Consider the following 24,770-nt stretch of genomic DNA (forward strand, 5'->3'; position numbering starts at 1 on the left):
CGGAACCAATGCCATGACATGACGGGACGGATGACATGATTAGAAAAGCCTATGTCGATACCGGCGATGGACAGCTCCACTACCGCTACACCAGCGGTGGAAGCGGATTGCCGATCGTCCTGATGCACCTGAACGGATCGACTTCGGAAGCCTATGAAGCGGTCATGCGCGAACTCGACGGCACCGTGCCGACATTTGCGTTCGACTCCCCTAACAACGGCGAGAGTTTCCGGACCGACAAAACGCCAAGCATCGGCTATATGGCGCAGGTCATCCTCGAAGCGATGAGCAATCTCGGCGTGCCGCGCTTTCATGCGCTGGGCCATCACACCGGTGCGCACATAGCACTGGAGCTGGCTTGCTCGGCGCCTCAGGCCGTCGCCAGTGCAGTCCTGAGCGGCACGAGCGGCGTAACGCCGGAGGAAGGGCAGAATTACATCAAGGCAATGGCGATTCCCAACCCGCCGACCATTTACGGGACGCAGATCATGACTGCCTGGACCCGGACGCTGGTTCTGGAGCAGCAGGTCATACCCGGTCTGGAGGAATGGCGGCACCGAGAATGCCTGGCGATGCTGAAGGCTGGCAATTACTTCCGATGGGGCTATCAGGCTGTCTTTACCGACACGATGGAAGAAAAGCTGAATCGCGTTACGCGGCCGGTCTTCTTCATCGTGGGCCGGCGCGATCCGGTGTGGCCGGAGCACAACCGCGAAGTCGAACGACATCCCGAATTCCCCTCCCACGTCGCCGAGCATTGCGGCCTCTTCTACGCGGATGAGGACCCTGCGGACTTCGCCCGACACGTGCTCGAATTCATTCGGCAACACGACGCATGAATATCCAGGACAACCGCGGCTCGATGAGGCGGGCGTCACCGACACGCCAGTCCGATTCGCTGCCGCTTCCCACGCAAATTGCGCCAGGCCGCCCCTTCTCGGCCAAGTATTGGACGTCGGCTTCCCTGGACAAGACGATGAGCGAGACCCTCGTAAAGCTGCGCTACCGCTACTGGCCGGACCACATCGTCGGCGAAATCCTGTCGAAGAGATGGACCGAAACGGCGATCCCGGTGGCGGTGCTGATCGCCGTCATCTGGTTTCTGGCGCAGGCGATTCCCGGCTATTTCAGCGGCGGGCAGATAATCGAGACGCTGCGCGAAGGCGGCGAGATCGGCCTGATCGTCCTGGGGCTTTCGCTGGTGATCATGGTGGGCGGCATAGACCTGTCGGTAGGGTCCATGTTTGCGATATGCAATTTCGTCGCGCTCCTGCTGATCCAGTTGCTGGACCTGCCGATGGGGCTCGTCATCGTCGGCACCATGGCGGTCGGTGCGCTGCTGGGCGGGTTTAACGGTGTCCTGATCGGCTACCTCAAGCTGCGCGCCTTCCTGACGACGCTGATCACGCTGATCATTTTCCGCGCGATCTACGACATCCTGATCCTGCGATATTCCACGGACATCGCCGCCGAACTCCCCCATTCGGCAGTGTGGGACTTCATTGGCGCGGGCGATGCTTTCGGCCTCCCCTTCGCGGCGATCCTGCTTGGATTCCTCGCGGTCGGCGGGCACTTCTTTCTCAGCCGGCTGCGTCATGGTTGGCACGTCATGGCCATCGGCGGATCACGCCGCGCCGCGCACAACGCGGGCATAGCCGTCCGCCGCACGGTGGCGCTCACCTATGTGGCCTCCGGCGTCCTGACGGCGATGAGCGCATCGCTCTTCGCCTCCCGGCTCGGCACGCTCGGCGGAGACGTCGGACAGGGCCTTGAAGTCACCGTGCTGACGGCGGCCATCCTGGGCGGCATCAGCCTCGGCGGCGGCAAGGGATCCGTGACCAAGGCACTTGTCGGCACTTTCGTGGTGCTGCTTGTCACCAACGGCCTTACCGCGCTTTCCGCGCCGGGCGGATTGACCAAGATGGTGCTGGCCGGCACGCTGCTGGTCGCCGCGACATTCGACATCCGCTGGAACCGCAACCGCCAGCGCTTCATCAATTCGGTCTACGTCAGCCCAACTTACCTGGCCCTGCCCCCCTCCCCCGCCTGCGGGCCGGACACCGGCACCGTCTGGCAGCTCAACGACAAGCTGCGCGACGTTGAAGTCATCGGCCTCGGCCAGGTCGAGGGGCCCGAGGACATCATTCTCGACAGCAAGGACAATCTCTATTGCGGCTCCCGCTTCGGCGACATCATGCGGTTCCGTGCGCCGGACTACAAGGAAGTGGAAGTCTTCGCCCACATCGGCGGCACTCCGCTCGGCATGGCGTTCGACAAGGATGAGAACCTCTATGTCTGCGTCGCCGGCATGGGCCTCTACCGCGTGACGCCCTCGCGCGAGGTGCAGAAGGTCACCGACGAGACCAATCGCCGCTGGAACTCGATCGTAGACGATAGCCGTCTGCGGCTCGCCGACGACCTGGACATCGCGCCAGACGGCCGGGTCTTCTTCTCCGAGGCTTCGATCCGCTATGAGATGAGTTCACACATGCTCGACGTTCTCGAAGCGCGCGGCAACGGCCGCATCGTCTGCTGGGATCCGGCCACCAACAAGACAAAAACGATGCTGTCGGGCCTGCACTTCCCCAACGGCATCAGTATCGCGCCGGATGGCCAGTCGCTGTTCTTCGCGCTGACCACGGGCTGCTCGGTGATGCGCTACTGGTTCGATGGTCCGCGCAAGGGGCAGGTGGCGCCGGTGCTGGAAAACCTGCCGGGCTATCCCGACAACATCAATCTTGCCTCGGACGGCAACTATTGGCTCGCGCTCGTCGGACTGCGCTCTCCCACCCTTGATCTTGCCAACCGCATGCCGGGCTTCCGCAAGCGGATGACACGGCGGCTTCCGGTCGACGAATGGATGTTCCCGCAGATCAACAATGGCTGCGTGCTGAAGTTCACCCCCGAAGGCGAGATCCTCGAAACCCTGTGGGACGAGCACAAGCTCAATCACCCCATGATCACCTCCATGCGCGAGCACAAGGGATCGCTGTTCCTGGGCGGCCTCGTGAACAATCGCATCGGCCGCTACACCCTGCCGAAGGAACAGGCCGACCCCGGATTCGTCCAATATCAGCACCGTTGGGGGACCAAGGCATGAACATCCTCGCCCGAACGCGCGACCGTCTGCTGGGACGGGGCGACCATGCGATCACCGTGCCGGTCTTCGACGGCGCGCTCAAACCCAACCAGCACCTGCAGACGGCAGAAGTGGTGATCGACGATCTCGTCGATCCCAATGACCTTGCCACTGATGACATCGGCCTTCTCCTGGCTTCCGGCAGCACGGTCGTTCGCATCGCAGCCAACGGTGCGCAGTCGGAGGTCCTCCGGGCGACGGGAAGAGTGACCGCGCTCGCAACGATTGAAGGCGGTCTGGCCGTGGCCATCGACGGGCGCGAAGTGAGAGTCTTCGGCGGCAGGCATGACGGTTTTCGCGTTTGCGACGTAGCGGGAAAACCGCTGCACTGCGTCAATGCGTTGGCCGTGCGCGGCGACGTCCTGCTATTGTGCGATGGCAGCCGGAACCGTGCCCCGGATGAATGGCGACACGATCTGATGGAATTGGGTCGCAGCGGCCGCGTCTGTGAAATTGATCTTTCCAAAGGACTTGCGCGGGAGATCGCGACCGGCCTCGGCTACGCCTTCGGCGTCTTCGCCAATGATGACGAGGTCTGGATCAGCGAGAGCTGGCGGCATCGCGTGCGCATGAGTGGCGAGGTCGGCCGGAAGGTGCTGAGCGAATTGCCCGGCTACCCATCGCGCATGGCGCCGGCCATGGGCGGTGGGGCTTGGCTGACGGTCTTCGCGTGCCGCACGCAATTGGTCGAATTCGTCCTTCGCGAACCGGCCTATCGCAAACGCATGATCGCGACCATCGAGCCGGACCTCTGGATTTCGCCCCAGATCGCATCGGACCTGCACCTGCAAGAACCCCTGCAGCACGCGCGGGTCAAGACGTTGGGGATGATCAAGCCTTGGGCTCCTCCTCGCTCCTACGGCCTTGTCATCCGGCTCGGCGTGGACGGGTCGCCGCAATACTCGCTGCATTCGCGCGTGGACGGCAATCACCATGGCGTCGTCGCCTGTGCGCAACTGGGCGACTGGCTTTACGTTCTCAGCAAGGGCGCGCGGCGGCTGCTGCGCCTGCCCATCCCGCAAATCGAACAGGAGTTGGGCCGATGACCGTCGATCCGGCCGACAAGGTCCTGGAGCTTCGCGGCGCCACCAAGCTCTACGGCGGCGTGCCCGCGATCGAGGAAGTGAACTTCACGCTGCGCCGGGGTGAAGTTCATGCCCTCCTTGGCGAAAACGGCGCCGGCAAGTCCACGCTGACCAAGGCGATGGCCGGTGTTATCCGGCTCAGTGCAGGGGAAATTCTCGTCGCCGGAAAGCAGGTTTCGCCCTCCTCCCCGCGCGATGCGCTGAATCTGGGCATCGCCATGGTGTTTCAGGAAACCAGCCTGGTCCCGACCATGAACGTGGCGCAGAACCTGTTTCTGGGCGCGGAAAGATTCTACAACCGCTTGCGGGGGGTCCACATTGCCGCCCAGCAGTTCCTTCAAAGCCTCAATTTCGACATCGATCCCGCCGAGGTCGTCGCGAATCTGGGCGCCGCGAAGAAGCAGATGGTCGAGATCGCCCGGGCTGTGATCCTCGATGCCAGGGTCATCATTTTCGACGAGCCCACCGCCACGCTCACGCCCGAGGAGAAGATCTATTTCTTCAATCTGGTCGAAAGCCTCAAGAAACGCGGCGTTTCGATCATCTTCATCTCGCACGCGCTCGAAGAGGCCTTGCAGATCAGCGACCGGATCACGATCCTGCGCGACGGCCGTCATGTCGTGACGGATGACACCTCGGCATTCGATCGGGACAGCATCATCAAGGCCATGATCGGCCGCGACCTGTCCAACAGCTTCTATGAAAACCGCAAGACCGGCGCACGCCCCCCCGGCAGGCGCGTCCTGTCGGTTCAGAACCTGCGTGTCGGCGTCGCCGTCAGGAACAACTCGCTTTCAGTTTTCGCCGGGCAGGTCACTGGCGTCTTCGGCCTTGTCGGCGCAGGCCGGACCGAGACGTTCAAGGTCGTGGCGGGCGTGATCAAGCGTGACCTTTTCCACGGCGGCGAAATCCTGCTCAACGGCAAGGCGGTTCGCTATTCGGTTCCCGCGCCGGCGGTGAGCGACGGCGTCGCCTATGTCACCGAAGACCGCAAGGCCGAGGGTTTCTTTGAAACCATGTCGATCGCGCGCAACATCCAGATCGGCGCGCTTGCCAAGCTGCGCAGCGTCAATCCCTTCGTGCGCGGCGGCGATGAACAGCGGATCGGCTCGCAATGGCGCGAGCGCCTCAACATCAGGGCCGTCAGTTCGGACGCAAAGGTGGTCGAGCTTTCCGGCGGCAACCAGCAGAAAGTGGTTATCGCCAAGTCTCTTGCCCAGGACCCCGACGTCATCATCTTCGACGAACCGACACGCGGCGTCGATGTGGGCGCGATCGCGGAAATCCACCGGTTGGTCAACGAACTGGCGGATGCCGGCAAGGCGGTGGTCGTGGTCAGCTCCTACCTGCCGGAAGTGATGGCCCTGTCGGACCGGATTCTGGTGGCGCGCTCAGGCAAGGTCGTCGAAGAGTTCTCGGCGCTGGAAGCCACCGAGGAAGGCATCATGTACGCGGCCGTGCACTGATGCCCGCCCGGCCATAGGGTAGCGGCGCAGTCGATGCGATCGGCGATCGTCCGCCCGATTGAGCGCGGTGCTTATGCCGACCGGCGCGATCGCAGCTCATGAATCCCCTCCCCGCTCAGGGGAGGGGAGATCTCATACCGTCTGGTCGGCTTCCTGGAGGCCCAGAATGAATTGCCCGTGCACTTCCATGGAGATGTCGCCGCAAACGTAGTGGGTGTCGGCGGTGTGCACGTCGCGCACCGCCTGTTCCAGGAATCCGCCCTGGCGGATGCCGTCGCCGCCAGCATGGCGAACCGCGTCGCTGACGACTTCCATCATCTGCCGCATGACATAGGCGCCCGCCGCGCGCGCCTCGCCTTCCACCGCGGCTATCTTGCTGCTGTCGCGCTTCGCTTCCTCGAAGAGACGCAGGCCGTTTTCGAGCATGAGCGCCCTGCCGCTGCGAATCTTCATGTCGGCTTCGGCGAGGAAAGCCTGGAACACGCCGCGCTGCGCCAGCGAGATCTTCTTGCTGTACCCGCGCATCTTGGCCTTCGCGATGCCGGCAAGTTCGTCCACCGCCCGCTGGGCGATGCCCATTGCTACGGCGGGCACGGTATGCGCGATATAGCCGATAAGGCTGAGGTCATAGAGAATGCCTCCGCGCGGATGCGTACCGTCGAGCGGATAGGTCAGTTCGACGGGCACGAAGATATTCTCGACGTAGAAATCGCAGCTGCCGCTGCCGCGCATGCCCAGCACGTGCCAGTTGTCGACGAGCTTTACCTCGGACGCCGGGAACACGAGATAGCGGGGCGGCAGTTCAGGGTTCGACTTGTCGATCGCGCCGCACGCCACCCAGTCGCAACCCTCGATGCCGCTGCCGTAAATCCAGCGGCCGCTCAGGCGGTAGCCGCCCTCCACGGGAACCATCTCACCCATGACGCCGGCGCTGCCCCCGCACGCCAACGGGATATCCTCGCTGAACAGCTTCTGACGGCCCTCTTCGGGCAAATGGGCGGCCAGCATGCCGATCATGTCCATGTAGATGAACATGCACCACGAAGCGGCCCCGTTATAATAGCCCAGCCGCTCGATGACTTCCCACTGCAGCGCGTTGTCCGCCTCCGCGCCGCCCAGGACCGCAGGGTACTTCAGATAGCGCAGGCTCGACTTGCGGAGCAGCTCCAGAACGCGCGGCGAGAGGTGGCGCAATTCCTCGCATGCAGCAATTTCCTCGCTCAAGGCCGGGCCGATCTGCTCGATCTCGGTCAAAAACAGTGTCCGCCATTCCTCACGAGTTCGAACGACGCCCGGTCCCTCAACCCGTTCACTGATCGCGGTGACAGAAGACTTCATCGAGAATACCTCTCACGATTTCCGGCGGGATACCGAAATGCTCTACACTGTAACTCCGGAACCTCACGCTCCGCGAACGACCCCGCGCCGCCCGGACATCGTGACTCCACCGGCTTGCCATTTCCACCAAGATAGCCCTTCAGGCTCCTGTTTCTCAGTCCCCGCCCCGGGTGACATCATGCGAGAAGAAGCGCTGTGCGAGCGGGCGTTGCTCAATTGAGCCCGATTACGAGTTTCCCGAAGTGCATTCCGTTCGCCAGTTCCTCCAGCGCGGCAGACGTCTCCTCCATCGGGAAAATGCGGTCGATCGCAGGCCTTATCCCATGTTTGCAGAAGAAATCGTTCATGGCTTCGAATTGCTCGCGAGAGCCGACGTTGATGCCATCGATGGTCCCGTTGATCTGCTGCAGCCGGAACAGGTTCGATTGTACCCCGAAGCCGGTGATCACGCCGATCTGGGCAATGTGCCCGCCGGCGCGAAGCGCGCGCAGCGAACGGTCGAACGTTGCCGGACCGACAAGCTCGAGGATGTGCGATGCGCCCAGGCCATCGGTAAGCCGGCGCACCTCGATATCCCATTCCGGCACGGTGCGATAATTGACGGTGGCGGACGCGCCCATTTCGATGGCTCGCCTGCACTTCTCGTCCGAAGAGGAAATCACGATCGTCCGTGCCCCGACTGCATTTGCGATTTGCAATCCAAAGAGCGCCACGCCGCCGGTCCCCTGAACGAGCAGCGTATCCCCTTCCGCCAGTCCCCCCCGCACGATGAGCGACTGCCAGGCCGTCACGGCCGCGCAGGGCAAAGTGGCCCCCTCGGCGAAATCATATGCATCGGGCAGACGCACGAGCGCATCTTCGTGCACAGCGATGACATCCGCCAGAACACCGTCCGCCGTCCCGGCGCCGAGGCCCGATGCGATGTAGTCCGTGTAGAACCGGCCCGTGTGCCAGGCGCTGTAGAAAATCGGCGCGACCCTGTCTCCCGGGCGCCAGCGCGTGGTTCCCTGACCGGTCGCCATCACCTCCCCCGCACCGTCGGACAGAGGAATCAATCCCTCCTTGACGCCTTTGACCTGCCCGCGCGCAACAAGAAGGTCCCGGTAATTGAGGCTTGCGGCCTTGATGCGGACAAGCACATGGTTCGGGGCGAGAGCCGGCAATCCTTCGTTCTTCAACTCGAAACGAAGCGCCTCGCCTTCCGGGAACAGGCGAAATACACGGCGGCTTTCCGGCAGAGCCTCGGCGGACGTCGTCATTTGAAAAGCTCCTCGCAGAATAACGGCGATGAAAAAGTTCGTCGCGCTTCGACCCTTAGGCATCGCGGCGAGTTGCACTTATCTCCCCGTCAGGTGACTGGCTGCTCCGAAACAGCCAGCGGCAAGATCGCGCCTCGGGTACGCGTGCCTTGCACTCCCTGCCGTCCCTGTCTCAAGGGACAGAGAATACGGGCCATCCCGGGCAATAGCACAATCCTCGGGTGCGGTTTCGCGCACCACCTCGTGCAAGCGGCACAATGACATCGGGACAGACACAATGGACGCGGTAATCGTCGGCACCGGGCACACGCGGTTTGGCAAGCTCGATGCGCTGAGCCTCGAAGATCTCATCCAGGAGGCGGCCCGAGAAGCGCTTGCGGACGCGGGCGTCGGCGGCAGCGATGTCGACGGCGTGTGGCTGGGACACTTCAATTCGGGCCTGGTCCCGGACGGCTTCTGCTCCTCGATGATCCTGCATGCCGACGAGGGCTTGCGCTTCAAGCCCGCGATGCGTTGCGAGAATGCCTGCGCATCTGGCAGCGCCGCGCTCTATGCCGCGCTTGACGCTGTAAACAGCGGTCGCTGCCGCATTGCGCTGGTGGTCGGCGTGGAAAAGATGACGGGGCTCGATACGGCGGGCGTAACCAGGGCGCTGGGCGGCGCGGCCTACCAGGCGGAAGAAGCGGACATGTCGTTTCCGCAGATCTTCGCCCATTTCGCGCAGGCCTATGCGGAAGCCTACGAAGACCCTGGAGAGGCAATGGCCAGGATCTCGGTGAAGAACCACGCCAATGCCATGCGCAATCCGCTGGCGCATATGCGTCGGCTGGTCGAGTTCGATTACTGCATGGCGGTCAGCGACAAGAATCCGATGATCGCGCCGCCGCTCAAGCTCAGCGACTGCTCGCTGATTACCGACGGCGCGGCCGCCGTGGTGGTCGCGCACCGTTCCGTTCTCGGACAATTCAAGCGCGCGGTCGGCTTCCGCGCGGCCGAGATGGTCAGCGATTTCCTGCCGCTTTCCGCCAAGCGTCCCGAGAAATTCGAAGGGCCGACCATGGCCGTCCGCCGCGCCTATGCGCAAGCGGGCGTCGGCGTCGACGACATTGATCTTGCCGAAGTTCACGATTGCTTCACGATCGCGGAACTGCTGTCGGTCGAGGCGCTGGGGCTCGCGGCCCCGGGCCAGGGCTCAGCCATTGTCCGCGAAGGCCAGACCGAGCGGGAGGGACGCCTCCCGATCAACCTTTCCGGCGGCCTGAAGGCCAAGGGCCATCCCGTCGGCGCCACCGGCGTCTCGATGCACGTGCTGATCGCCCGCCAATTATTGGGCGAGGCCGGGGAGATGCAGCTCGAGCGCACGCCCGAACTGGGGCTCTGCCTCAACATGGGCGGCGGCGCGGTCAACAGCGCCGTGTCCATTCTCGAACCCGTCAAGGCGTGAGGTAACGATGCGACGAATCTATGCCAATGCGACCGAAGCGCTGGAGGGCCTGCTGCGCGACGGCATAACGCTGTGTGTCGGCGGTTTCGGTCTATGCGGCATTCCCGAACGGCTGATCGACGCTGTGCGCGATTCAGGCGTGAAATCGCTGACTGTCGTGTCCAACAACGCCGGCATCGACGGCGTGGGGCTCGGTCAACTACTCAACACGCGGCAGGTCCGGAAGATGCTCTCGTCCTACGTGGGCGAAAACAAGGAATTCGAGCGCCAGTATCTGAGCGGCGAGCTGGAGCTGGAATTCAACCCGCAAGGGACGCTTGCCGAACGCTGCCGCGCCGGCGGCGCCGGCATTCCCGCCTTCTACACCAAGACCGGCGTGGGAACGATCGTCGCCGAAGGCAAGGAACACAAGGAATTCGATGGCGAGACCTACATCATGGAGCGCGCGATCCGGGGCGACCTCTCGCTGGTCAAGGGCTGGAAGGCCGATGAGGCCGGCAACATCGTCTTCCGCAAGACGGCGCGCAACTTCAACCCGGTGATGGCGACGGCTTCCCCGATCTGCGTGGCCGAAGTCGAGGAAATCGTGCCGACAGGAACTCTGGAACCTGATGCAATCCATCTTCCGGGCATTTACGTCAAGCGCCTCATCTGCGGCAGTCCCTACGACAAGAAGATCGAGTTCCGCACCGTGCGGACAGTGGAGGCCTGAACATGGCTTGGACGCGAGAAGAAATCGCCCGGCGCGCGGCGCGCGAGTTGCAGGAAGGATACTACGTCAACCTCGGCATCGGCATCCCCACACTGGTTGCGAACAACATTCCCGACGGCATCACCGTCTCGCTGCAATCGGAAAACGGCATGTTGGGCATCGGCCCCTATCCCCTTGCGGGAGAGGAGGACGCGGACCTCATCAACGCCGGCAAGCAGACGATCTCCGAACTGCCTTCGAGCGCCTATTTCAGTTCAGCCGACAGCTTCGCGATGATCCGGGGCGGGCACATAGACCTGACCATCCTGGGCGCGATGGAAGTCTCCGAAGACGGCGACGTCGCCAACTGGATCATTCCGGGCAAGATGATCAAGGGCATGGGCGGCGCCATGGACCTGGTCGCGGGGGCGAAAAAGATCATCGTGCTGATGGAGCATGTCAGCAAGAATGGCAGCCCAAAGTTCCTCCCGAACTGCAACCTGCCGCTGACCGGCAAGGGTGTCGTCGACATGCTGATAACCGACCTTGCCGCCTTCGCCCGGCCGACCCGGCAGGGCCCTTACCGGCTGGTCGAGCTGGCGCCCGGCGTAACGGCGGACGAGGTCGCCGCGAAAACTCTGGCCCGCTATCTGATCTGACCTTTGCACCAGTTCAATCGGGAAACGCTGCCGCAAGAAGCTGGTAGCTGCGATCATTCGGCTTGCGCCCTCCCGGCTCCGCCTTCACGCCCATGAAGCCTGCGCTCCAATCGGCTGAGTCCGGGAAGATTCTGAACCAGTCGGGCACGACGACGCGCCTGAGGATGCGCCATTCGTCGTCCCTGAGTTCCATGTTATCGAGGTAACGGCAGTTCACCACGACATCGTAGGCCGCATCGTCCGACCGGCGAACGCGGTGAATGGATTGATAGTATGTCTCGATGTCGGCGAAATTGCCGTGGATATCGATGAGCATGTTGCCCAGGAAATGCTGCGTCTGGTCCATTTTCTTCAATATCGGCACTATGAAATCGATGAATTCATAGGCGTTCCCGACGAAGAGGCCTTCCATGTGATCGTCCGTGGCGTCCGGCCAGTAGGCGCCGCGGAGCAGTTCGACATCACAACGGTCCAGACCGCGCGCGCATCGGGCGAGACAGTCGCGAATGGCTTCGCGATGAGCAAGCTCCGTCTGTATCATTGAAACTGTCGCCGCCATTTTCCGCTCCTGTCCATAAAGCTGACACCATTCAGAACCCCGGCAAGCTGGGTTGTTCCCCCAAAGCTGGTTCGTCTAAGGCGCGCCCAGCAGGTTGGCTCAAAACGGCCGTTCGAACAGCTTTCGGTCCTCCAGCCAGTCGAGGATAAGATTGCTTGCCTGGTCGAGCAATTCCGGTTGCCCCATGTAATAGTGCGTCGCGCCCTCTATGCGTTCGAAACGCTTGTCGGCGCTGCCGGCGGCATCAAAGATGCTCAGCGGGTGCGTTCGGGGAACGGCATCATCCGCCGTATTTTCAATCACAAGCAGCGGCGCGGTCATACGGCCAGCGCAGAGCAGGCCATCGGCGTTGCTGTCCTCGATCGACCACTGCGAGAGCCAGGCGCGCAGCGTCGAGAAGCGGGCGAGGCCGACCGGGCCCGAATTCACTGTTTCGGGATTGCCGAGATAGCACCAGCCCGTGCGGCGATCGTTGGGATCGATCGTACCGTCGAGAAACCGGGGATCGGCCAGCGTGCGGTGCGTGACAAAGCCACGCTCCACCTCGCCGGTGTTGCGAGCCTTCAGCGTCGCCAGCGTCTCCTTCACCCACGCCGTGATCCGGTGCATCCGGGCGATCTGCGCTTCGCGATAGCCGAGCAAGAACCCCGACGAATAGGGAGGCTGGTTGGGATTGGCCGGATTGTAGATGTCCAGCATCGGATCCCGGCCATCGGGATCGGATTCGTCACGCACGGAAGGATCAATGATGTCCAGCAGCAGACGCGCGCGCGAGATGTGCGCCGCCTGGAATATGACCGCGTCTGCCGGGATCAGGCCGGCCCCGACGATATTCACGGGATCGCCGGCGGGCGTGTGCGTGATGGTGGGATTCTCCGCCTGGGACTGGTAGAACAGCGAGAGCGATCCTCCTCCGCTCCATCCGGTCAGCACGACCTTCCGGTACCCCCAGACCGCTTTGGCATGACGGATATAAGCGCCCAGATCGAGCAGCACTTTTTCCAGGATCGCGGCGGAGTCGTTCCGGGCATAACGGCTGCCCGCGCATAGCACGTGCGCGCCCATGGCCGCGGCCGCGCGCGGTACGGGAAGAAGCTGCAAGGTCGATGCCGGATGCATGAAGATGAGCAGGGTGTCCGAGGGCAGATCCCTGGGCCGGATACGGACGCCTTCCAGGTTGACCGCGCCCTGGTTGCCCGCGAATCCGTAGGTTTCCACGAAGCTGGAACTATCATCATAGGCAATGTGCACCCACTCGAATTCGAGCGGCATATCGGGAATCCCGGCGGATTTGATCATCGTCATTGTGTCTTTCGGGCTCCGGGCCTTGAACAGATCGCGTGTCGGGCGAAAGTACGGACCGCGCCGCTTCGCACCAATCCCTTCGACGGGGGACATTGCCTTGCCCGCCGGGCCGCACGCGCCTTGATGACGTGCACAGGGCTCCGGAGGCGCGCCGCGCATCCTTCGTCACCGTGGGCGGGGACAGGCATGAGGCGCGGCTTGGCTTATCGATTGTGACAAGATTGCAGCGAGTTCGAGATTCGGAGAATGGAAGATGGCAGATCTTGCTCTGCAAACGGCTACATCGAGAAAGAAGAACCCCGGACTCACTCCGATGATGCTCAATCATGCGGCCTGGGTAACGCACGACGTCGAAGCGACAGCCGACTTCTACACGCGCATCATGGGGATGGAACTGGCCAGCACGGTCTATGACGACGTTGTGCCCTCCACCGGCGACGCGTTTCCCTATTTCCATATCTTCTTTCGCATGCAGGATGGTTCGACCATAGCCTTCTTCGAGGCCATCGGCTTGCCTGAACGCCCCGAACCGGCCCACGAGGCCTACAAGGTGTTCGATCATATCGCGCTGGAGGCCAAGGACCGCGACGAAGTGGATCGGTGGCATGCCTGGCTCGTGGAAAACGACATCGACGTGGTGGGGCCCGTCGATCACAAGGGCCTCATCTACAGCGTCTACTTCCATGATCCCAACGGCATCCGCATGGAAATCACCACGCCGCTCGATCGCAACTGGAACCGCCATGGCGAGCAGGGCAAGACGGACCTCAAGATGTGGTGCGACGCCAAGAAGCGCGCGCAAGAGGAAAAACTTGACCCCACCGATCTGCTGGTCTCGTTGATCCATGAGCAGCGAAAGCGCTACAACACGTAGCGGCAATATTGTGCAATTCACGTTTCTGAAGCGTGCAGGGTTACGGACGAAACCAAAAACAGAACAAGCGCGAGAGCGAAAACGGGAGAAGACCGATGCCAGGCGCCATTGTGGAACAGGTGGGATCAATCGAGACGCGGCCTGATCCAAGGCGCGAGCATAATCTGCCGAACACCATTTCCGCGATCGGACAACCAAGTTTCGAAGTCACGCTGCTCGGTTTCCTCAACCGGCTTTGCGGCGCCGGGCACATCCAGATATTCCGGATCACCGATGACGCGCCGGATATCATTGCCGCCGCCAGCGTCGATGAAAGCGAGGCAGCCGATGACCAGGCGCGCCTCTACATCCGCAACCAGCTTTGGCATGGCGATCCGTGGTATCTTGAAGCGAAGGCCGATCCCCTGGCGCGGCCGTTGTTTTCCCATCTTGACGCAAAGCACGCGGATCAGCGCGAATTGCGAGATTTTCTCTACTATCGCATGCACTTGCGCGAGCGCGTGATCATCTGCGGACGGGGGCCGGACGGCATCCTTGGCCTGAGCATGCTGCGATCGGACGAACGCGGGGCCTTCACCAGCAACGAACTTGCCGGGCTTCGCGCCACATCCGACATCGCTTTCAGCATGATCCAGCGCCACTTTGACCTGCTGTCCCAAACCGCACGCATTTCCGGCATCCTCAACCGGCTGCCCGAAATAGCACGGACCATTGAAAGCGCGCGGGAAGCGCTGCCCAAGCGGGAAGCGCAAGTTGCCTCGCGCATCCTCTATGGTTTGACGACCGAGGGTATCGCCCTCGATCTCGACATCGGACGCGAAACGGTGATGACTTATCGCAAGCGCGTCTACGACCGGCTTTGCATCAGCAGCAATCGCGAACTGATCATCTGGTATCTCTCTCTGATCGCGCCTCATGGGGATCGGTCGGGCGCGAAACTGGGGTTGTGAGGCCGGATCAAGAAATGCGACCGCAGTTCCCACGCGACGGGATTTTCCGATGAACCAAGCCAATCCGACGGCTTTTGCCCGTTTTGCCGATCAGCTCGAAATCCAGAATTGCCTCTACAGGTTTGCTCGGGGCGTAGACCGGCGCGATTATGAAGTCGTGCGCGGAACATACCATGCGGACGCGATCGATAATCATGGCGACTATAATGGCGGCGTCGACGGGATGATCACCTGGCTGCGGGAGCGCCACCGGGACATTGCAATCTCCTTTCACCACATTGGCAACATCCATGTCGAGTTCACGGGGCCCGACGATGCCTTGTGCGAAGCCTATGTGCTGACCTGGCAGAGCCTTGCCGGCGCCGATCCCGAAAACTCCGATCAGAACCAACCGGTCGAAGCCTTTTTTGCCGGTCGTTACGTTGACCATTTCAAACGGAAGAACGGCATCTGGCGCTGCCAACATCGCACCGCCGTTCCCGAATCCGCAACCTTGCTTTCCGCGGGGGCGCGGATGTCTCTGGGACCGAACTGGACGAAGGGTTCGCGCGACCTGTCCGATCCGTCATATCTCCTGAAAGCTAGGCTTGAGACATAAGTCCGGGCTACCCGCCCCGCGAAATGGACGATAGGCCGTGCGGTACGCCGGCACCGCACTGCGACGTCACGCTCGAATAAGCGATCAGAACATGGCGGAAATGCTGTGCGTGTTGATCATAGGCTCGTCGAGCCGAGCTTGCCTTTGCGCCAGTTTCAACCGCCCGTCTATCATCGCGAACCTGTCCGTACGCTGCGTCGAAAATCCGTGAGGCGCGCCCTGCCCGACCCGCAGACGGTGGAGCAGGACGTTCGAATGAGCAAGCAATTGGCCCTCGTGGCGCTCGACCAGTATATTGGTGACGAAGCGACGAGAGATCGACCGCGGGTTTTCGGCCAAAGTCAGCGAAGGCGTCGTCAGCTGTTTCACGCGGGCTTCGAGCGATCCCATGTCTTCGTTCATCAGACAGACCGAAGGCTCTCCCTGCCGCATGGTGGCCTGAACCATTTCGAAACGCGGCGTTTCAAGAGTATATCTGATTTGCGGCGCAAGCAGTTCCAACCACTCCACCAACCGCCCTGCGTCGAGAAGCATCGCCTCCCTGAACAGAAATTCCATCACCATGCGGTATTCGGCGTCGGACACGTGATCATGCCATGTCGAACGCGCTTCTTCCGTTACCGTCGCCATCACGCAACCTCCTCGGCCTTGCCCATCAGCTCCCGCCAGCGCGTGAGGAATCCAAGCTGCGCCCGGTCGATCAGCAATGACGGATAAGCGGTGCCCGGACCGGAGAAATTCTCAATGGGCGCCATTCCTCGCCCTGCATTGAAATGCACCGGCACGCGCCTGGAGATCGGATTGCGGATGCTGCGGCTAATCCCGGCCCATGCCTCCATATCATCTTCATCAAAAACACCACCGACCCCGAAAGATTGCGCAGCGACCAGGTGAGACGCATGTCGCCATTCTTCCGAGGCTTCCTTGTCGGCGAAATACCAGCTAGTGACTTCGATCTGGTTCGCACCACGCGGCTGCCACAGACGCAGCAGGAGAAAATGAATGGGCGGGGTTCTGGTGCTGACCGTCAGCAAGGGTTCCGCCCAGGAAAGGTTGGGGAATATCGTGCCGACCTGAGGCGGGCAGTCTCTGAAATGCGCGAATTGTGCCGGGGAAAGCGTCTGCTCGAACAGCGGCACGAGCGCCTCGTCCCAGCCCGCGAATGGAGGCGCATCGCCCCTCAGGGCGGATACGATCCCGTGACCTTGAGGAAAAGTAATTTGCGGCGACCGGTCGACCAGCTTGGCCAGTTCCTGCGGGGGCGGACCGCCGGCCTTGTAGACGGCATCGAGTGGCCCCGCATGCGTGCGAAGGGCATGCTGAGAATCGAGGAAATTGAGACCGGCAATTTTCCAGTTCGTATCGACAACCCATCGCTGCGGCGGTCCCAACGGTGTAACTCCGCAGGGCGTGCGGGCGAAAAGTATATCGAGATACCAGCGCAGGTCCCCCAGATGTTCGTCGAGCGGGCAGACCTGATCGTTCCAGCTTGCGAATATTAATCCTTTGTAACTGTCGATCCTGCCCACCGGCGTCAAGCCGAGCTCGTCGAACCAGGCCTTGTCGTAGTGCTGGTCATAAGATGTTGTGACCAGCTTGCCCTCACTGTCGAACGTCCAAGCGTGATAGGGGCACACAAGCCGCGAAGAACGGCCTGCATCCGCGCGACAAAGTTGCATGCCGCGATGCCGGCAGGAATTCAGGAAGCCGCGAATGACCCCATCCTTGCCCCGGATGATGATGGCCTCGTCTCCACCCATCGGGCGGACGACATAACTGCCCGGATCCGGCAATTCCGCTGCGTGAGCCACATAGAGCCACGTACTGTTGAAGATCGTCTCGATCTCGGCCGCGTGAACGCCTTCGCTGGAAAAGATCGACCGACTGAAGGTCGTCTCGTCGTTGCGCAATTCCTGCCCAAACATGGCATTCATGCGGCCTCTCCTCAATCGCGCGGTGATTTTATCGATCGATAAAATATGCTGGCAGTGCCTGTCAAGGGTCATCACTCCCGACAGATCGCCGGTGCCGCGGACGTCAATGCTGTGAGTCGGCGAGATTGAGGATTTCGGCCGTGATCAGCCTTGTCACCACATCAGCATGGTACTGGACAAATGACGGCGACCGGACATCAAGGCGGGAGAGTTGCAGGATCGATTCGCGCTGCGCAAAGATTGAGGTCGCTCCGGTCACGATCGCCAGAACGCTCTGGGCAAAACGTATTCCCGCCTCGTCCCGCGGCCAGTCAAGCCCGGCCAGAATTCGCAGCATTGCCCGAGCCTGGGGAAGCAGCCAGCGCTCGACCATGTACTTGCTGCGCTCTTCGACCGTCCGACCCTCGTGGATGATGAAAGCAAACCAAGCAGGATGTTGCGCGACGTACTGGAATAGCATCGTAATAAAGGCGCGAATGCGGTCTTCCCGAGAAGCCTGCCGATCGCACGGGCCGTCCAAAATTGCCTGGAAACCTTCAAAAACATGGTCGATCGCGGCTTTCCACAAATCCTCCTTAGCGCGAAAATGGTAGGCCAGGGCCGGCTGATGAACATTCGCCCGACGCGCGATCTCCCTTGTCGAGGCGCCGGAAAACCCAGTCTCGGCAAAGACCTCCAACGCGGCGGTCAAAATGCGAACTTTCGTTTCACCTTCGATTTGCGCCATTCAACCCGATGCCTCGAAACCTTGCGACGGCGTGATGCCGGCGAAGCTATCAGCCATTTCGGGCCGCGTGGAAAGACCGCACGCTATTTCCGTGGATTATCCAGTGACAGAAAAACGCCGCGCCCGCTGGGGCGCGGCATTCCCATCAATGTTGGCCGATCAGAACTTCACGCCGACGGTCAAGCCATATGTCCGCGGCTCTCCGGGCCCGGCGACATCGTTCAGACCGGGTGCGGGGGAGATCTGAGTGTAGTAATATTCGTTAGCCAGGTTTTTGCCCCAAACCCTGACGCTGAAGCGGTCCGAGCTATCGGCCCACGCGATCGAACCATTGAGCAACGTATGGCTCGGCTGCCGAACCCGGTTGCCCACCTCAGCCGACGTACTGGCCACGTAATAGGCATTCCCCGAGAAGGTGAATTCGCCGACCGACGAAGGCTGGCGGTAGGTGAAGCCGATATTGCCTGTCACATCAGGCGCGAGGACGACAGGGAGGCCCTTGCCGTTGAACGGCGTGGTGGTCGCGAAGTGCGTGACCGGATCGCATATAAAGCCGCCGTTGTCGTTACTTCCCGATGGGGTTAGGCAGGTATTTACTATGACATTGTTGCCCGCACTGGCCGGGAAGTCTCCATACTCGGTATGCAAGAGACCGAGATTGGCGTTCAGGGTCAAGTGGTCGGTTGGATGGGCCTCCAACTCCACCTCGCCGCCATAGAACTGAGCTGATGGAGCATTGATAACGAAGGACGCGCCTCCAACATATTTCTGGATCTGCAGGTTCTTGAAATCGTAATAGAACCCAGAGACATTGAACCGCACGCGCCGGTCGAACAGTTCCGTCTTCAACCCGACTTCAAAGGCATCGATCTTCTCGGGCTGATAAGGGGTAGCTATGCCCATCGCACCGGCTGCCAAGCCAAAATTGCCGGACTTCATGCCTCGGTTATAGGATGCATAGGCCATGATATCGGGCGTGAATTTATGATCGAGCGTAATGCGCCAAGTCGGCCTGCTGTATGAGAAAGTGTTATGGGCGGGCAGCCCGTCAGGGGTATCGATTATGACGGGAACGCCGACGGGAGTTGTATAGGCCGTGGCCTTAATGTCCTCCCACGCATAACGGAAGCCGCCGGTGATCGAGGTGTCTGGCCCGATCGATACAGTCGCCTGGGCGAAAAGCGATTTCGACCGTACCTTGGTGATACCGTATTGGTCAATTCCCGCGTTGGGGTCGGTAAAGTTGGGATCGAATACAATGCCATATATACTGTTCGGGTCCCAGCCGGATTCCCGGAAGTAATAATAGCCTCCAACGAGCCATTGGATCTTTGAATCGGATGGTGACAGGAGGTGTACTTCCTGGCTCCACATCTTGCTCGTTTCGCTGCCGTGCGTCCCGATGACATTGATCGGGGTTTCATCGAAATCGAGCTGCCAAATGCCCTTCACCCTCTGATAACCGGTGATGCTCACGAACTGGGCTGCGCCGAAATCATGATCTACATGCAACGAGCCGCCATAGGACTTGACGTCGCTCGTATTCGGCCAGTTGTTATTGGTGTTGAACTTGCCCGGAAACGGTATGGCGGTGGTCGTATTCGGGATGTCGGGCTGCTGCGCTTCAAGGCCGCCGTTAATGGACCTCGAGTAATAGCCGGCCAAGGTGATCTTGGTCGCGTCACCGGGCTTCAGCACCAGTTTCGAGCGTGCCGAGAAATCCTTGGCTCCAGGGTTCTCTTTGCCCAGGAACAAGTTCCTGCCATAGCCGTCATCACGATGGCTCCAGTAGGCGGATGTGCTGAGACCAACTCCTTCGGCGATCGGAACGGAGACATAGCCGTTCAATGTCGCCGTATCGTAATTGCCATAGCCCGCGTAAGCGCTGCCTTCCAGCTTTTCGGTGGGATCCTTGGTGATGACCTGGATGACGCCGCCGGTGGCGTTGCGGCCGAACAGCGTACCCTGAGGGCCCTTGAGCACTTCGATGCGTTCTACGTCATTGAATTCCATGTAGTTCGCAAGGTAGGTCGGCTGATAGACTCCATCGATGTACACGGCCACCGAGGATTCGGCGTTGATGTCGCCGAGCGAAGACCCAACGCCGCGCAGAAACGGAAGGGCGCCATTCGCATTACGCGTGATGTTCAACGAGGGCACGGCAACTTGCAGATTGGCCATACCGGTTGCACCGGCGCCTTGAAGTCCGGCAGATGTCACCGCCGAGACCGCGATGGGCACGTCCTGCAGCTTTTGCTCCCTGCGCTGCGCCGTCACGATGATTTCCTCGACCTGCCTCGAACTGTCGGCGTTCTGGTCCGGGTTTTCCGATTGTGCCAACGCGGGAGCCGCTGAACCAAGCACCCAAATCGCGCAGCAGCCAGCGAGATACGGCTTTACATACCCCTTCATATTTTCCTCCCCATCATCGGGAATTAATTTCCCCGTTATCTTTCACATTATATGATCACATGGTGGCGATCCGCCCCCTTATAGGGGGACAACCCCCCAGGCAGCCCGGCTTCTGCGGTGAAGGCCCGACCCTGAATATACAATTCATGCGTTCGATATGCGCAGCCTCGAGAACGGACCGCGCACCAGCTTTCAAGAACTTGGGTCAAGCCCCAGTCCGATGAAGCGCGCAATCAATGTCGTGCACTATGCGTTTAGAGCGTTTTTCGATCATTCCGGGTCATAGCCGCACGAAGTGAAGTAGTTGGCGCATTCGTTGGGCTGGAAGATATCGACGAGCTTGCCGATGAGGTCCCAAAGGCCGCTCACAGTGCGCTCGCCGATCTTTCGAAGCATGGCTTTGAGGCGCGAGAAGGCGTTCTCGATCGTGTGTTCATGATGACTCTCCAGTTCAGATTCCAGTTGAGGTATTTGCGGCATTGACGAGCCAGATGCGTTGGGAACCGACCTTGGCCAGTCGTCCCTTGATCCGGCCGCGGCGAAGCCATCCGTAGACGGTTTGGCGGTGGGCACCGACGCGATCGGCATATTCCTGGAGGGTGACCTCGCCATCGTGCTGACGCGGGACGTTTCCCGACCAGATCGGGCGTGTCGTGCCGAGGCCGCGCCGCTGGAGCAGGCGGTGGATCATCGGAGCGTTGAAGTTGTCCTTCTTGGGCGGCGTCCAGCCTTCGGCATTGAGCATTTCTGCGATACTCTGTGCAGTTGCGCCCTGGCTTCGAAGGTCCATAATCCGGGCGAGCAGCTTGTCGAAGTGCTCCAGCTGTTCGAACCGCCGTACCGGTCGGGTGAACGCGTGTCTGGTTGTGGTGCCGCCCGACCAGTGACAGGTAAGTTCGGCGCGCTCGGTTTCCCCGGCCACGAGGATTTCGACCCGCTCAAGCATCATGCGCGCAATCGTCTGGCGATCTCGTGCCGTCGTCGATGCCGCACGCGAGAGCGCCGGGATATCCTGCGCCAACTGCCGTATGGCGTCGCGGTCGTTCTCGGTGAGATGCTCGGGTTCTTCAGCCAGGGCGCGTTGCTGCTCGCCCCGAAGCGACTGCTCGGCGGCGAGCGCCTGTTCCCAGTCCCGTTCCAGCGTCCGGGCAACCAGGCGATTATCCGGGTCAACCGCCTCGTAACGACGGCGCACGAGCGCGGTCTCGTATCCGGCGCCAGTCGAAGCTTCCATTGACCATGAAGCTGCTGCCGTTCGAGTTCGATATCCTCAGCGGCCTGCAGGCTCACATCGATGGCGGCCGGCAAGAGCGCCTCGAGGATCAGCGTCGTGATCAAGCCGTCAACCGGCCGCGCACTAATCGATTGGCAGCGCGATTCGCCATAAGTTGTCGCGAGCTGATGGCAGACATAGCGCGCGTCGCGGCCATCATCTGTATAGGTGGTGAACATCCGCCGTCCGCACACCGCGCAGGTGATCAGGCCTCCCAGCAGAGCTGCCCCACCGCGAGGGATGCCGGCGTGCCGAGAGCGGTTTATGGCCATCTGCTGCTGGTTCCTCTCGAAGCTGCCCCAGTCGATATAGGCCGGTAATGCATCCTGGTGGAGCACCATCCATTTCTGTGGGTCACGCAGATAATGGCGCCCGCTGTGCGGCTTGCCGGGAAGCCGGCGGCGACCATCATATTGTCGCCGGCCAAAGACATAGGCGCCGGCATAAGCGGGGTGCCGCAACATGTCCGACAGCGTCGCACGATTCGGCCGATTCCAACAGACGTCGCCTTTGCTTGGGCCACTCCAGACGCGGTCGGGCAGTCGCAGATCATGATCGGCAAGATAACACAGCACGCCGCTGATCGATCGCCGCCGTTCGAAGACGGCAAAGACCTGTCGGATCGCGCGCTGAACCCCTTCATCAGGGTCAAGCGCAACGTCGCCTGACGGCTTCAGCACATAGCCGCGCGGAAGGCCCATGATGAGTTCGCCGCGACGCGCCTTGGCCCCTCATGCATGCGGGCTTTCAGGATGTGCAGTTCAGCTTCGCTCATCGTGCCCTTGAGTCCGAGCAGAAGCCGGTCATTGTATGTCCCGGGATCGTAGATGCCGTCAGCATCACCGATCAGGGTGTCGAACAGCGCACACATTTCGAGAAGCTGATGCCAGTCACGGCAGGATCGCGCCAGGCGCGACACTTCGATCCCCAGCACCAACCCGACATGCCCGAGCCCCACCTCCGCGACGAGGCGCTGGAAGCCTGGTCGATCGAGCGTCGAGGCGCCTGAACGACCAAGGTCATCGTCGATGACGGTTATCTGTTCGCGTGCCCAGCCGAGGCCGCAGGCTCGATCCGCGAGGCCATATTGCAGCCGAGTCGACTCCTTGTTCTGGTTGACCTGCCGTACCGTCGATTGGCGAACATAGACGATCGCCTGCCGCTCCTGATGTCGTTGCCGGATCTTTTCAGGCAGCGCCGCGACGAGTTCCATCTTCATCGTCTGTCTCCCGGTCCGCTGACATCCGCCGCTGGATCAACTCTCCCAGAATCACGACAAGCCGGCGGCGCCGTTCGATCGGCAGATCCGCCCACCGGACATGTTTGCGACACGACATCGTCACGCCTCCCGACCCAACGGGCCAGGCTGAGAAGCGCACGATGGCCCGCATATGGCGCTAAATGAACCTGTGACTCAGAGGTTCCAAGGCTGCACTTTCTCGATCGGGTTAAGGTCAGGGCTGTAGGGCGGGAGGAAGCGCAATGTCGTGCCAGCCGCTTCGATATGTTCGCGGACCGAGGCTCGCTTGTGGCTCGACAGATTGTCCATGATGACGACGTCGCCGGGCTGCAGTTCGGGGACGAGCACCTGGGTGACATAGGGCTTCGAACCAGTCGCCATTCATCGGACCATCGAGCACCATCGGCGCGACCCTGCCACTCATGCGCAGACCAGCGACTAGCGTAGTGGTTTTGCGGTGGCCGTGCGGAAAGCCCATCCGCAGCCGCTCGCCTTTCGGGCAGCGGGCATGGCTGCGGGTCATGTTGGTGGCGGTCCAGGTCTCGTCGATGAACACGAGCCGTTCTGGCTCCAGATCGAGCTGGCCGTCGAACCACTCGCGGCGCTGCTTCAGGATATCGGGGCGGTCCTGCTCGATTGCATGGCCAGTCTTTTTTTGCGCGTCATGCCTCGGCGCACGAAGAAGCGGTGAAGTCCGGCAACCGAGCCGGTCAGACCGATCCCGGCCAGGCCCGCGCGCAGTTCCTCAAGCGAGATGTCCTTGCGCGCTTCCCAAAAGGCCAGAATGTCGGCCGCTCGCTCTTCGATCCGGTGCGAGCGCATGTCGCCACCTTGGGGCTTCGGGGCGAAGTCACCCGTCTCGCGCCGCTGCGCCTGCCAGCGGATCGCAGTCGACGGCGCAACTCCAAAGCGAGCCGACGCAGCCCGGCAACTCAGCCCACCGTCGATCGCCGCCAGAAGCCGGGTGCGCAAATCCATCGAAAGGGTGTGAGCCATCCATGCCAGCCTCCTTCACCAGCACGGATTCTAAAAATCTGGAGGCTTCTGTGAGGTCGCGCGGCGCTGAGGGTCGGGCTTGGCGCTGTGCGCGACCTCATTGAAGCGGGATTGATCGAACCCGCTGACGCGCGCGCGGGGCTATGGGTTTTGTGGTTCGCGGGTGTGTCCAGGGATGCCCCCGAGACGGTGCACGTGTTCGCCGGCATGCTCACCGCAGGGAATAATCCGGCCTGTGTATCGACCCGGAAGCGTCGATTTGCGTGGTTGCGGCGGGTTTGGCGAGGGCCGACACCGTGCGCAAAATTGGCGTGGGCGCGCGCCATCGTTGCATTGAACCGGCAATGTCGCCGCGATGCCGAAGTGGCCGATCGGGGCTGCGAAGTTCTCTCATGATGTGTTGGGCCATCGCCGCGCTCGGGCTGTTAGCACCGGATTTAAAGTGAGCCGGGTCACCGGTTGAGAAGTGAGCCACCTACTGGAACGCTGGTCCTCTCTGGAGGACCTAATGCTGACAGCGGAGGAGGCTATGGAGATCAGAGTCTTGGCAAAGCACGGCCACAGTGCCCGCGCGATTGCGCGTGAGACGGGGCTGTCGCGCAACACGGTGGCGAAGTATCGGCAAACGACGGCCCACCGGTGCTGCGGCCGCGGCCGCAGCGATCAGCAGGGTCGCGGAGGCCCCGGTGCAGTGCATCGATGAGTCGCTCGCGCGCCGGTTCGAAGCGCTGACGCCTCGGGAGCGCGACGTGCTGATCGCCGGGTTGCGGGCCTGCGGCTGGGAAGTCGATGCGCCCAAAGCATCGATGTTTGCCTGGGCG

Annotated in this window: 21 protein-coding genes and 4 pseudogenes; 11 read left to right on the forward strand and 14 right to left on the reverse strand. The window is 61.5% G+C overall.

Annotated elements, in window-relative coordinates; genetic code table 11:
• Nucleotides 1-35: 35 nt before the first annotated feature.
• From RUH75_RS14660 to RUH75_RS14675, 4 genes are read left to right on the forward strand one after another with little or no spacing between them, the layout of a single operon-like run.
• Complete coding sequence (locus RUH75_RS14660; protein WP_313807240.1) at nucleotides 36-839, forward strand: alpha/beta hydrolase; 804 nt, start codon at nucleotides 36-38, stop codon at nucleotides 837-839.
• Nucleotides 836-3,100 (forward strand): ABC transporter permease, encoded by a 2,265-nt coding sequence (locus tag RUH75_RS14665; RefSeq protein WP_313807242.1) that lies wholly within the window; start codon nucleotides 836-838, stop codon nucleotides 3,098-3,100. Before RUH75_RS14660 ends, RUH75_RS14665 begins: the two co-directional genes overlap by 4 nt.
• Nucleotides 3,097-4,185, forward strand: a complete 1,089-nt coding sequence (locus tag RUH75_RS14670) for a hypothetical protein (protein WP_313807244.1) — start codon at nucleotides 3,097-3,099, stop codon at nucleotides 4,183-4,185. Before RUH75_RS14665 ends, RUH75_RS14670 begins: the two co-directional genes overlap by 4 nt.
• Nucleotides 4,182-5,690 carry a sugar ABC transporter ATP-binding protein gene (locus tag RUH75_RS14675; protein ID WP_313807246.1) on the forward strand — a complete coding sequence of 503 codons (1,509 nt, stop codon included), beginning with the start codon at nucleotides 4,182-4,184 and terminating at the stop codon, nucleotides 5,688-5,690. The genes RUH75_RS14670 and RUH75_RS14675 overlap by 4 nt, the downstream gene beginning before the upstream one ends.
• A 132-nt stretch (nucleotides 5,691-5,822) precedes the next feature.
• On the opposite strand, the gene RUH75_RS14680 is transcribed toward RUH75_RS14675, so the two are convergent.
• Both RUH75_RS14680 and RUH75_RS14685 read right to left on the reverse strand, forming a co-directional pair.
• The gene (locus RUH75_RS14680) at nucleotides 5,823-6,944 is read right to left on the reverse strand and encodes an acyl-CoA dehydrogenase family protein (RefSeq protein WP_313807249.1); all 1,122 of its coding nucleotides are present in this window, start codon (nucleotides 6,942-6,944) and stop codon (nucleotides 5,823-5,825) included.
• Nucleotides 6,945-7,240: 296 nt separating this feature from the next.
• Nucleotides 7,241-8,365 carry an NAD(P)-dependent alcohol dehydrogenase gene (locus RUH75_RS14685; protein WP_313807250.1) on the reverse strand — a complete coding sequence of 375 codons (1,125 nt, stop codon included), beginning with the start codon at nucleotides 8,363-8,365 and terminating at the stop codon, nucleotides 7,241-7,243.
• A 199-nt stretch (nucleotides 8,366-8,564) separates the two neighbouring features.
• On the opposite strand from RUH75_RS14685, the gene RUH75_RS14690 reads away from it, so the two are divergent.
• From RUH75_RS14690 to RUH75_RS14700, 3 genes are read left to right on the forward strand one after another with little or no spacing between them, the layout of a single operon-like run.
• The gene (locus RUH75_RS14690) at nucleotides 8,565-9,731 is read left to right on the forward strand and encodes a thiolase domain-containing protein (RefSeq protein WP_313807252.1); all 1,167 of its coding nucleotides are present in this window, start codon (nucleotides 8,565-8,567) and stop codon (nucleotides 9,729-9,731) included.
• 7 nt (nucleotides 9,732-9,738) lie between these two features.
• Nucleotides 9,739-10,443, forward strand: coding sequence for a CoA transferase subunit A (locus tag RUH75_RS14695; RefSeq protein ID WP_313807254.1), 705 nt, complete (start codon nucleotides 9,739-9,741; stop codon nucleotides 10,441-10,443).
• 2 nt (nucleotides 10,444-10,445) lie between these two features.
• On the forward strand, nucleotides 10,446-11,081 hold the full coding sequence (locus tag RUH75_RS14700) for a 3-oxoacid CoA-transferase subunit B (RefSeq protein ID WP_313807256.1): 636 nt from the start codon (nucleotides 10,446-10,448) through the stop codon (nucleotides 11,079-11,081).
• Nucleotides 11,082-11,094: 13 nt separating this feature from the next.
• Here the strand turns inward: RUH75_RS14700 and RUH75_RS14705 are convergent, their stop codons facing one another.
• Together RUH75_RS14705 and RUH75_RS14710 are read right to left on the reverse strand one after the other, a co-directional pair.
• Entirely contained in the window at nucleotides 11,095-11,640 is a 546-nt protein-coding gene (locus tag RUH75_RS14705) for a nuclear transport factor 2 family protein (RefSeq protein ID WP_313807258.1), read from the reverse strand.
• 99 nt (nucleotides 11,641-11,739) lie between these two features.
• Nucleotides 11,740-13,104: an alpha/beta hydrolase gene (locus RUH75_RS14710; protein ID WP_313807260.1), complete on the reverse strand. Its 1,365-nt coding sequence runs from the start codon at nucleotides 13,102-13,104 to the stop codon at nucleotides 11,740-11,742.
• Between the two features lie 94 nt (nucleotides 13,105-13,198).
• Between RUH75_RS14710 and RUH75_RS14715 the strand changes: the two genes are divergently transcribed.
• From RUH75_RS14715 to RUH75_RS14725, 3 genes are all read left to right on the forward strand, one after another.
• Nucleotides 13,199-13,819: a VOC family protein gene (locus tag RUH75_RS14715; protein WP_313807262.1), complete on the forward strand. Its 621-nt coding sequence runs from the start codon at nucleotides 13,199-13,201 to the stop codon at nucleotides 13,817-13,819.
• Between the two features lie 95 nt (nucleotides 13,820-13,914).
• Nucleotides 13,915-14,769 carry a helix-turn-helix transcriptional regulator gene (locus RUH75_RS14720; protein ID WP_313807264.1) on the forward strand — a complete coding sequence of 285 codons (855 nt, stop codon included), beginning with the start codon at nucleotides 13,915-13,917 and terminating at the stop codon, nucleotides 14,767-14,769.
• A gap of 49 nt (nucleotides 14,770-14,818) precedes the next feature.
• Entirely contained in the window at nucleotides 14,819-15,367 is a 549-nt protein-coding gene (locus RUH75_RS14725; RefSeq protein WP_313807266.1) for a nuclear transport factor 2 family protein, read from the forward strand.
• Nucleotides 15,368-15,451: 84 nt separating this feature from the next.
• Here the strand turns inward: RUH75_RS14725 and RUH75_RS14730 are convergent, their stop codons facing one another.
• The 10 genes and pseudogenes from RUH75_RS14730 to RUH75_RS23700 all read right to left on the reverse strand — a co-directional run bounded on the left by RUH75_RS14730 (nucleotide 15,452) and on the right by RUH75_RS23700 (nucleotide 23,949).
• Complete coding sequence (locus RUH75_RS14730; RefSeq protein ID WP_313807268.1) at nucleotides 15,452-15,997, reverse strand: aromatic-ring-hydroxylating dioxygenase subunit beta; 546 nt, start codon at nucleotides 15,995-15,997, stop codon at nucleotides 15,452-15,454.
• Nucleotides 15,997-17,373 carry an aromatic ring-hydroxylating dioxygenase subunit alpha gene (locus RUH75_RS14735; RefSeq protein ID WP_313807273.1) on the reverse strand — a complete coding sequence of 459 codons (1,377 nt, stop codon included), beginning with the start codon at nucleotides 17,371-17,373 and terminating at the stop codon, nucleotides 15,997-15,999. The genes RUH75_RS14730 and RUH75_RS14735 overlap by 1 nt, the downstream gene beginning before the upstream one ends.
• Nucleotides 17,374-17,404: 31 nt before the next feature.
• Nucleotides 17,405-18,028, reverse strand: coding sequence for a helix-turn-helix domain-containing protein (locus RUH75_RS14740; protein WP_313807275.1), 624 nt, complete (start codon nucleotides 18,026-18,028; stop codon nucleotides 17,405-17,407).
• Between the two features lie 159 nt (nucleotides 18,029-18,187).
• Nucleotides 18,188-20,440 carry a TonB-dependent receptor gene (locus tag RUH75_RS14745; RefSeq protein ID WP_313807277.1) on the reverse strand — a complete coding sequence of 751 codons (2,253 nt, stop codon included), beginning with the start codon at nucleotides 20,438-20,440 and terminating at the stop codon, nucleotides 18,188-18,190.
• Between the two features lie 270 nt (nucleotides 20,441-20,710).
• Nucleotides 20,711-20,866: pseudogene (locus RUH75_RS14750) on the reverse strand (IS630 family transposase); the annotation flags it as partial.
• A 25-nt stretch (nucleotides 20,867-20,891) separates the two neighbouring features.
• Nucleotides 20,892-21,674 (reverse strand): recombinase family protein, encoded by a 783-nt coding sequence (locus tag RUH75_RS14755; protein ID WP_313807281.1) that lies wholly within the window; start codon nucleotides 21,672-21,674, stop codon nucleotides 20,892-20,894.
• A 155-nt stretch (nucleotides 21,675-21,829) separates the two neighbouring features.
• Nucleotides 21,830-22,414: pseudogene (locus RUH75_RS14760) on the reverse strand (recombinase family protein); the annotation flags it as partial.
• The gene (locus RUH75_RS14765) at nucleotides 22,387-22,932 is read right to left on the reverse strand and encodes a recombinase family protein (RefSeq protein WP_313807279.1); all 546 of its coding nucleotides are present in this window, start codon (nucleotides 22,930-22,932) and stop codon (nucleotides 22,387-22,389) included. The gene RUH75_RS14765 and the pseudogene RUH75_RS14760, both read right to left, overlap by 28 nt.
• 219 nt (nucleotides 22,933-23,151) lie before the next feature.
• Nucleotides 23,152-23,527, reverse strand: a pseudogene (locus RUH75_RS23695) (IS630 family transposase); the annotation flags it as partial.
• Between the two features lie 35 nt (nucleotides 23,528-23,562).
• Complete coding sequence (locus RUH75_RS23700) at nucleotides 23,563-23,949, reverse strand: hypothetical protein (protein WP_409592370.1); 387 nt, start codon at nucleotides 23,947-23,949, stop codon at nucleotides 23,563-23,565.
• Between the two features lie 508 nt (nucleotides 23,950-24,457).
• Here RUH75_RS23700 and RUH75_RS14775 point away from each other — a divergent pair.
• Nucleotides 24,458-24,568: pseudogene (locus RUH75_RS14775) on the forward strand (helix-turn-helix domain-containing protein); the annotation flags it as partial.
• Between the last annotated feature and the right edge of the window lie 202 nt (nucleotides 24,569-24,770).

This window comes from Sphingobium sp., assembly GCF_032153725.1.
Lineage (GTDB): Bacteria > Pseudomonadota > Alphaproteobacteria > Sphingomonadales > Sphingomonadaceae > Sphingobium.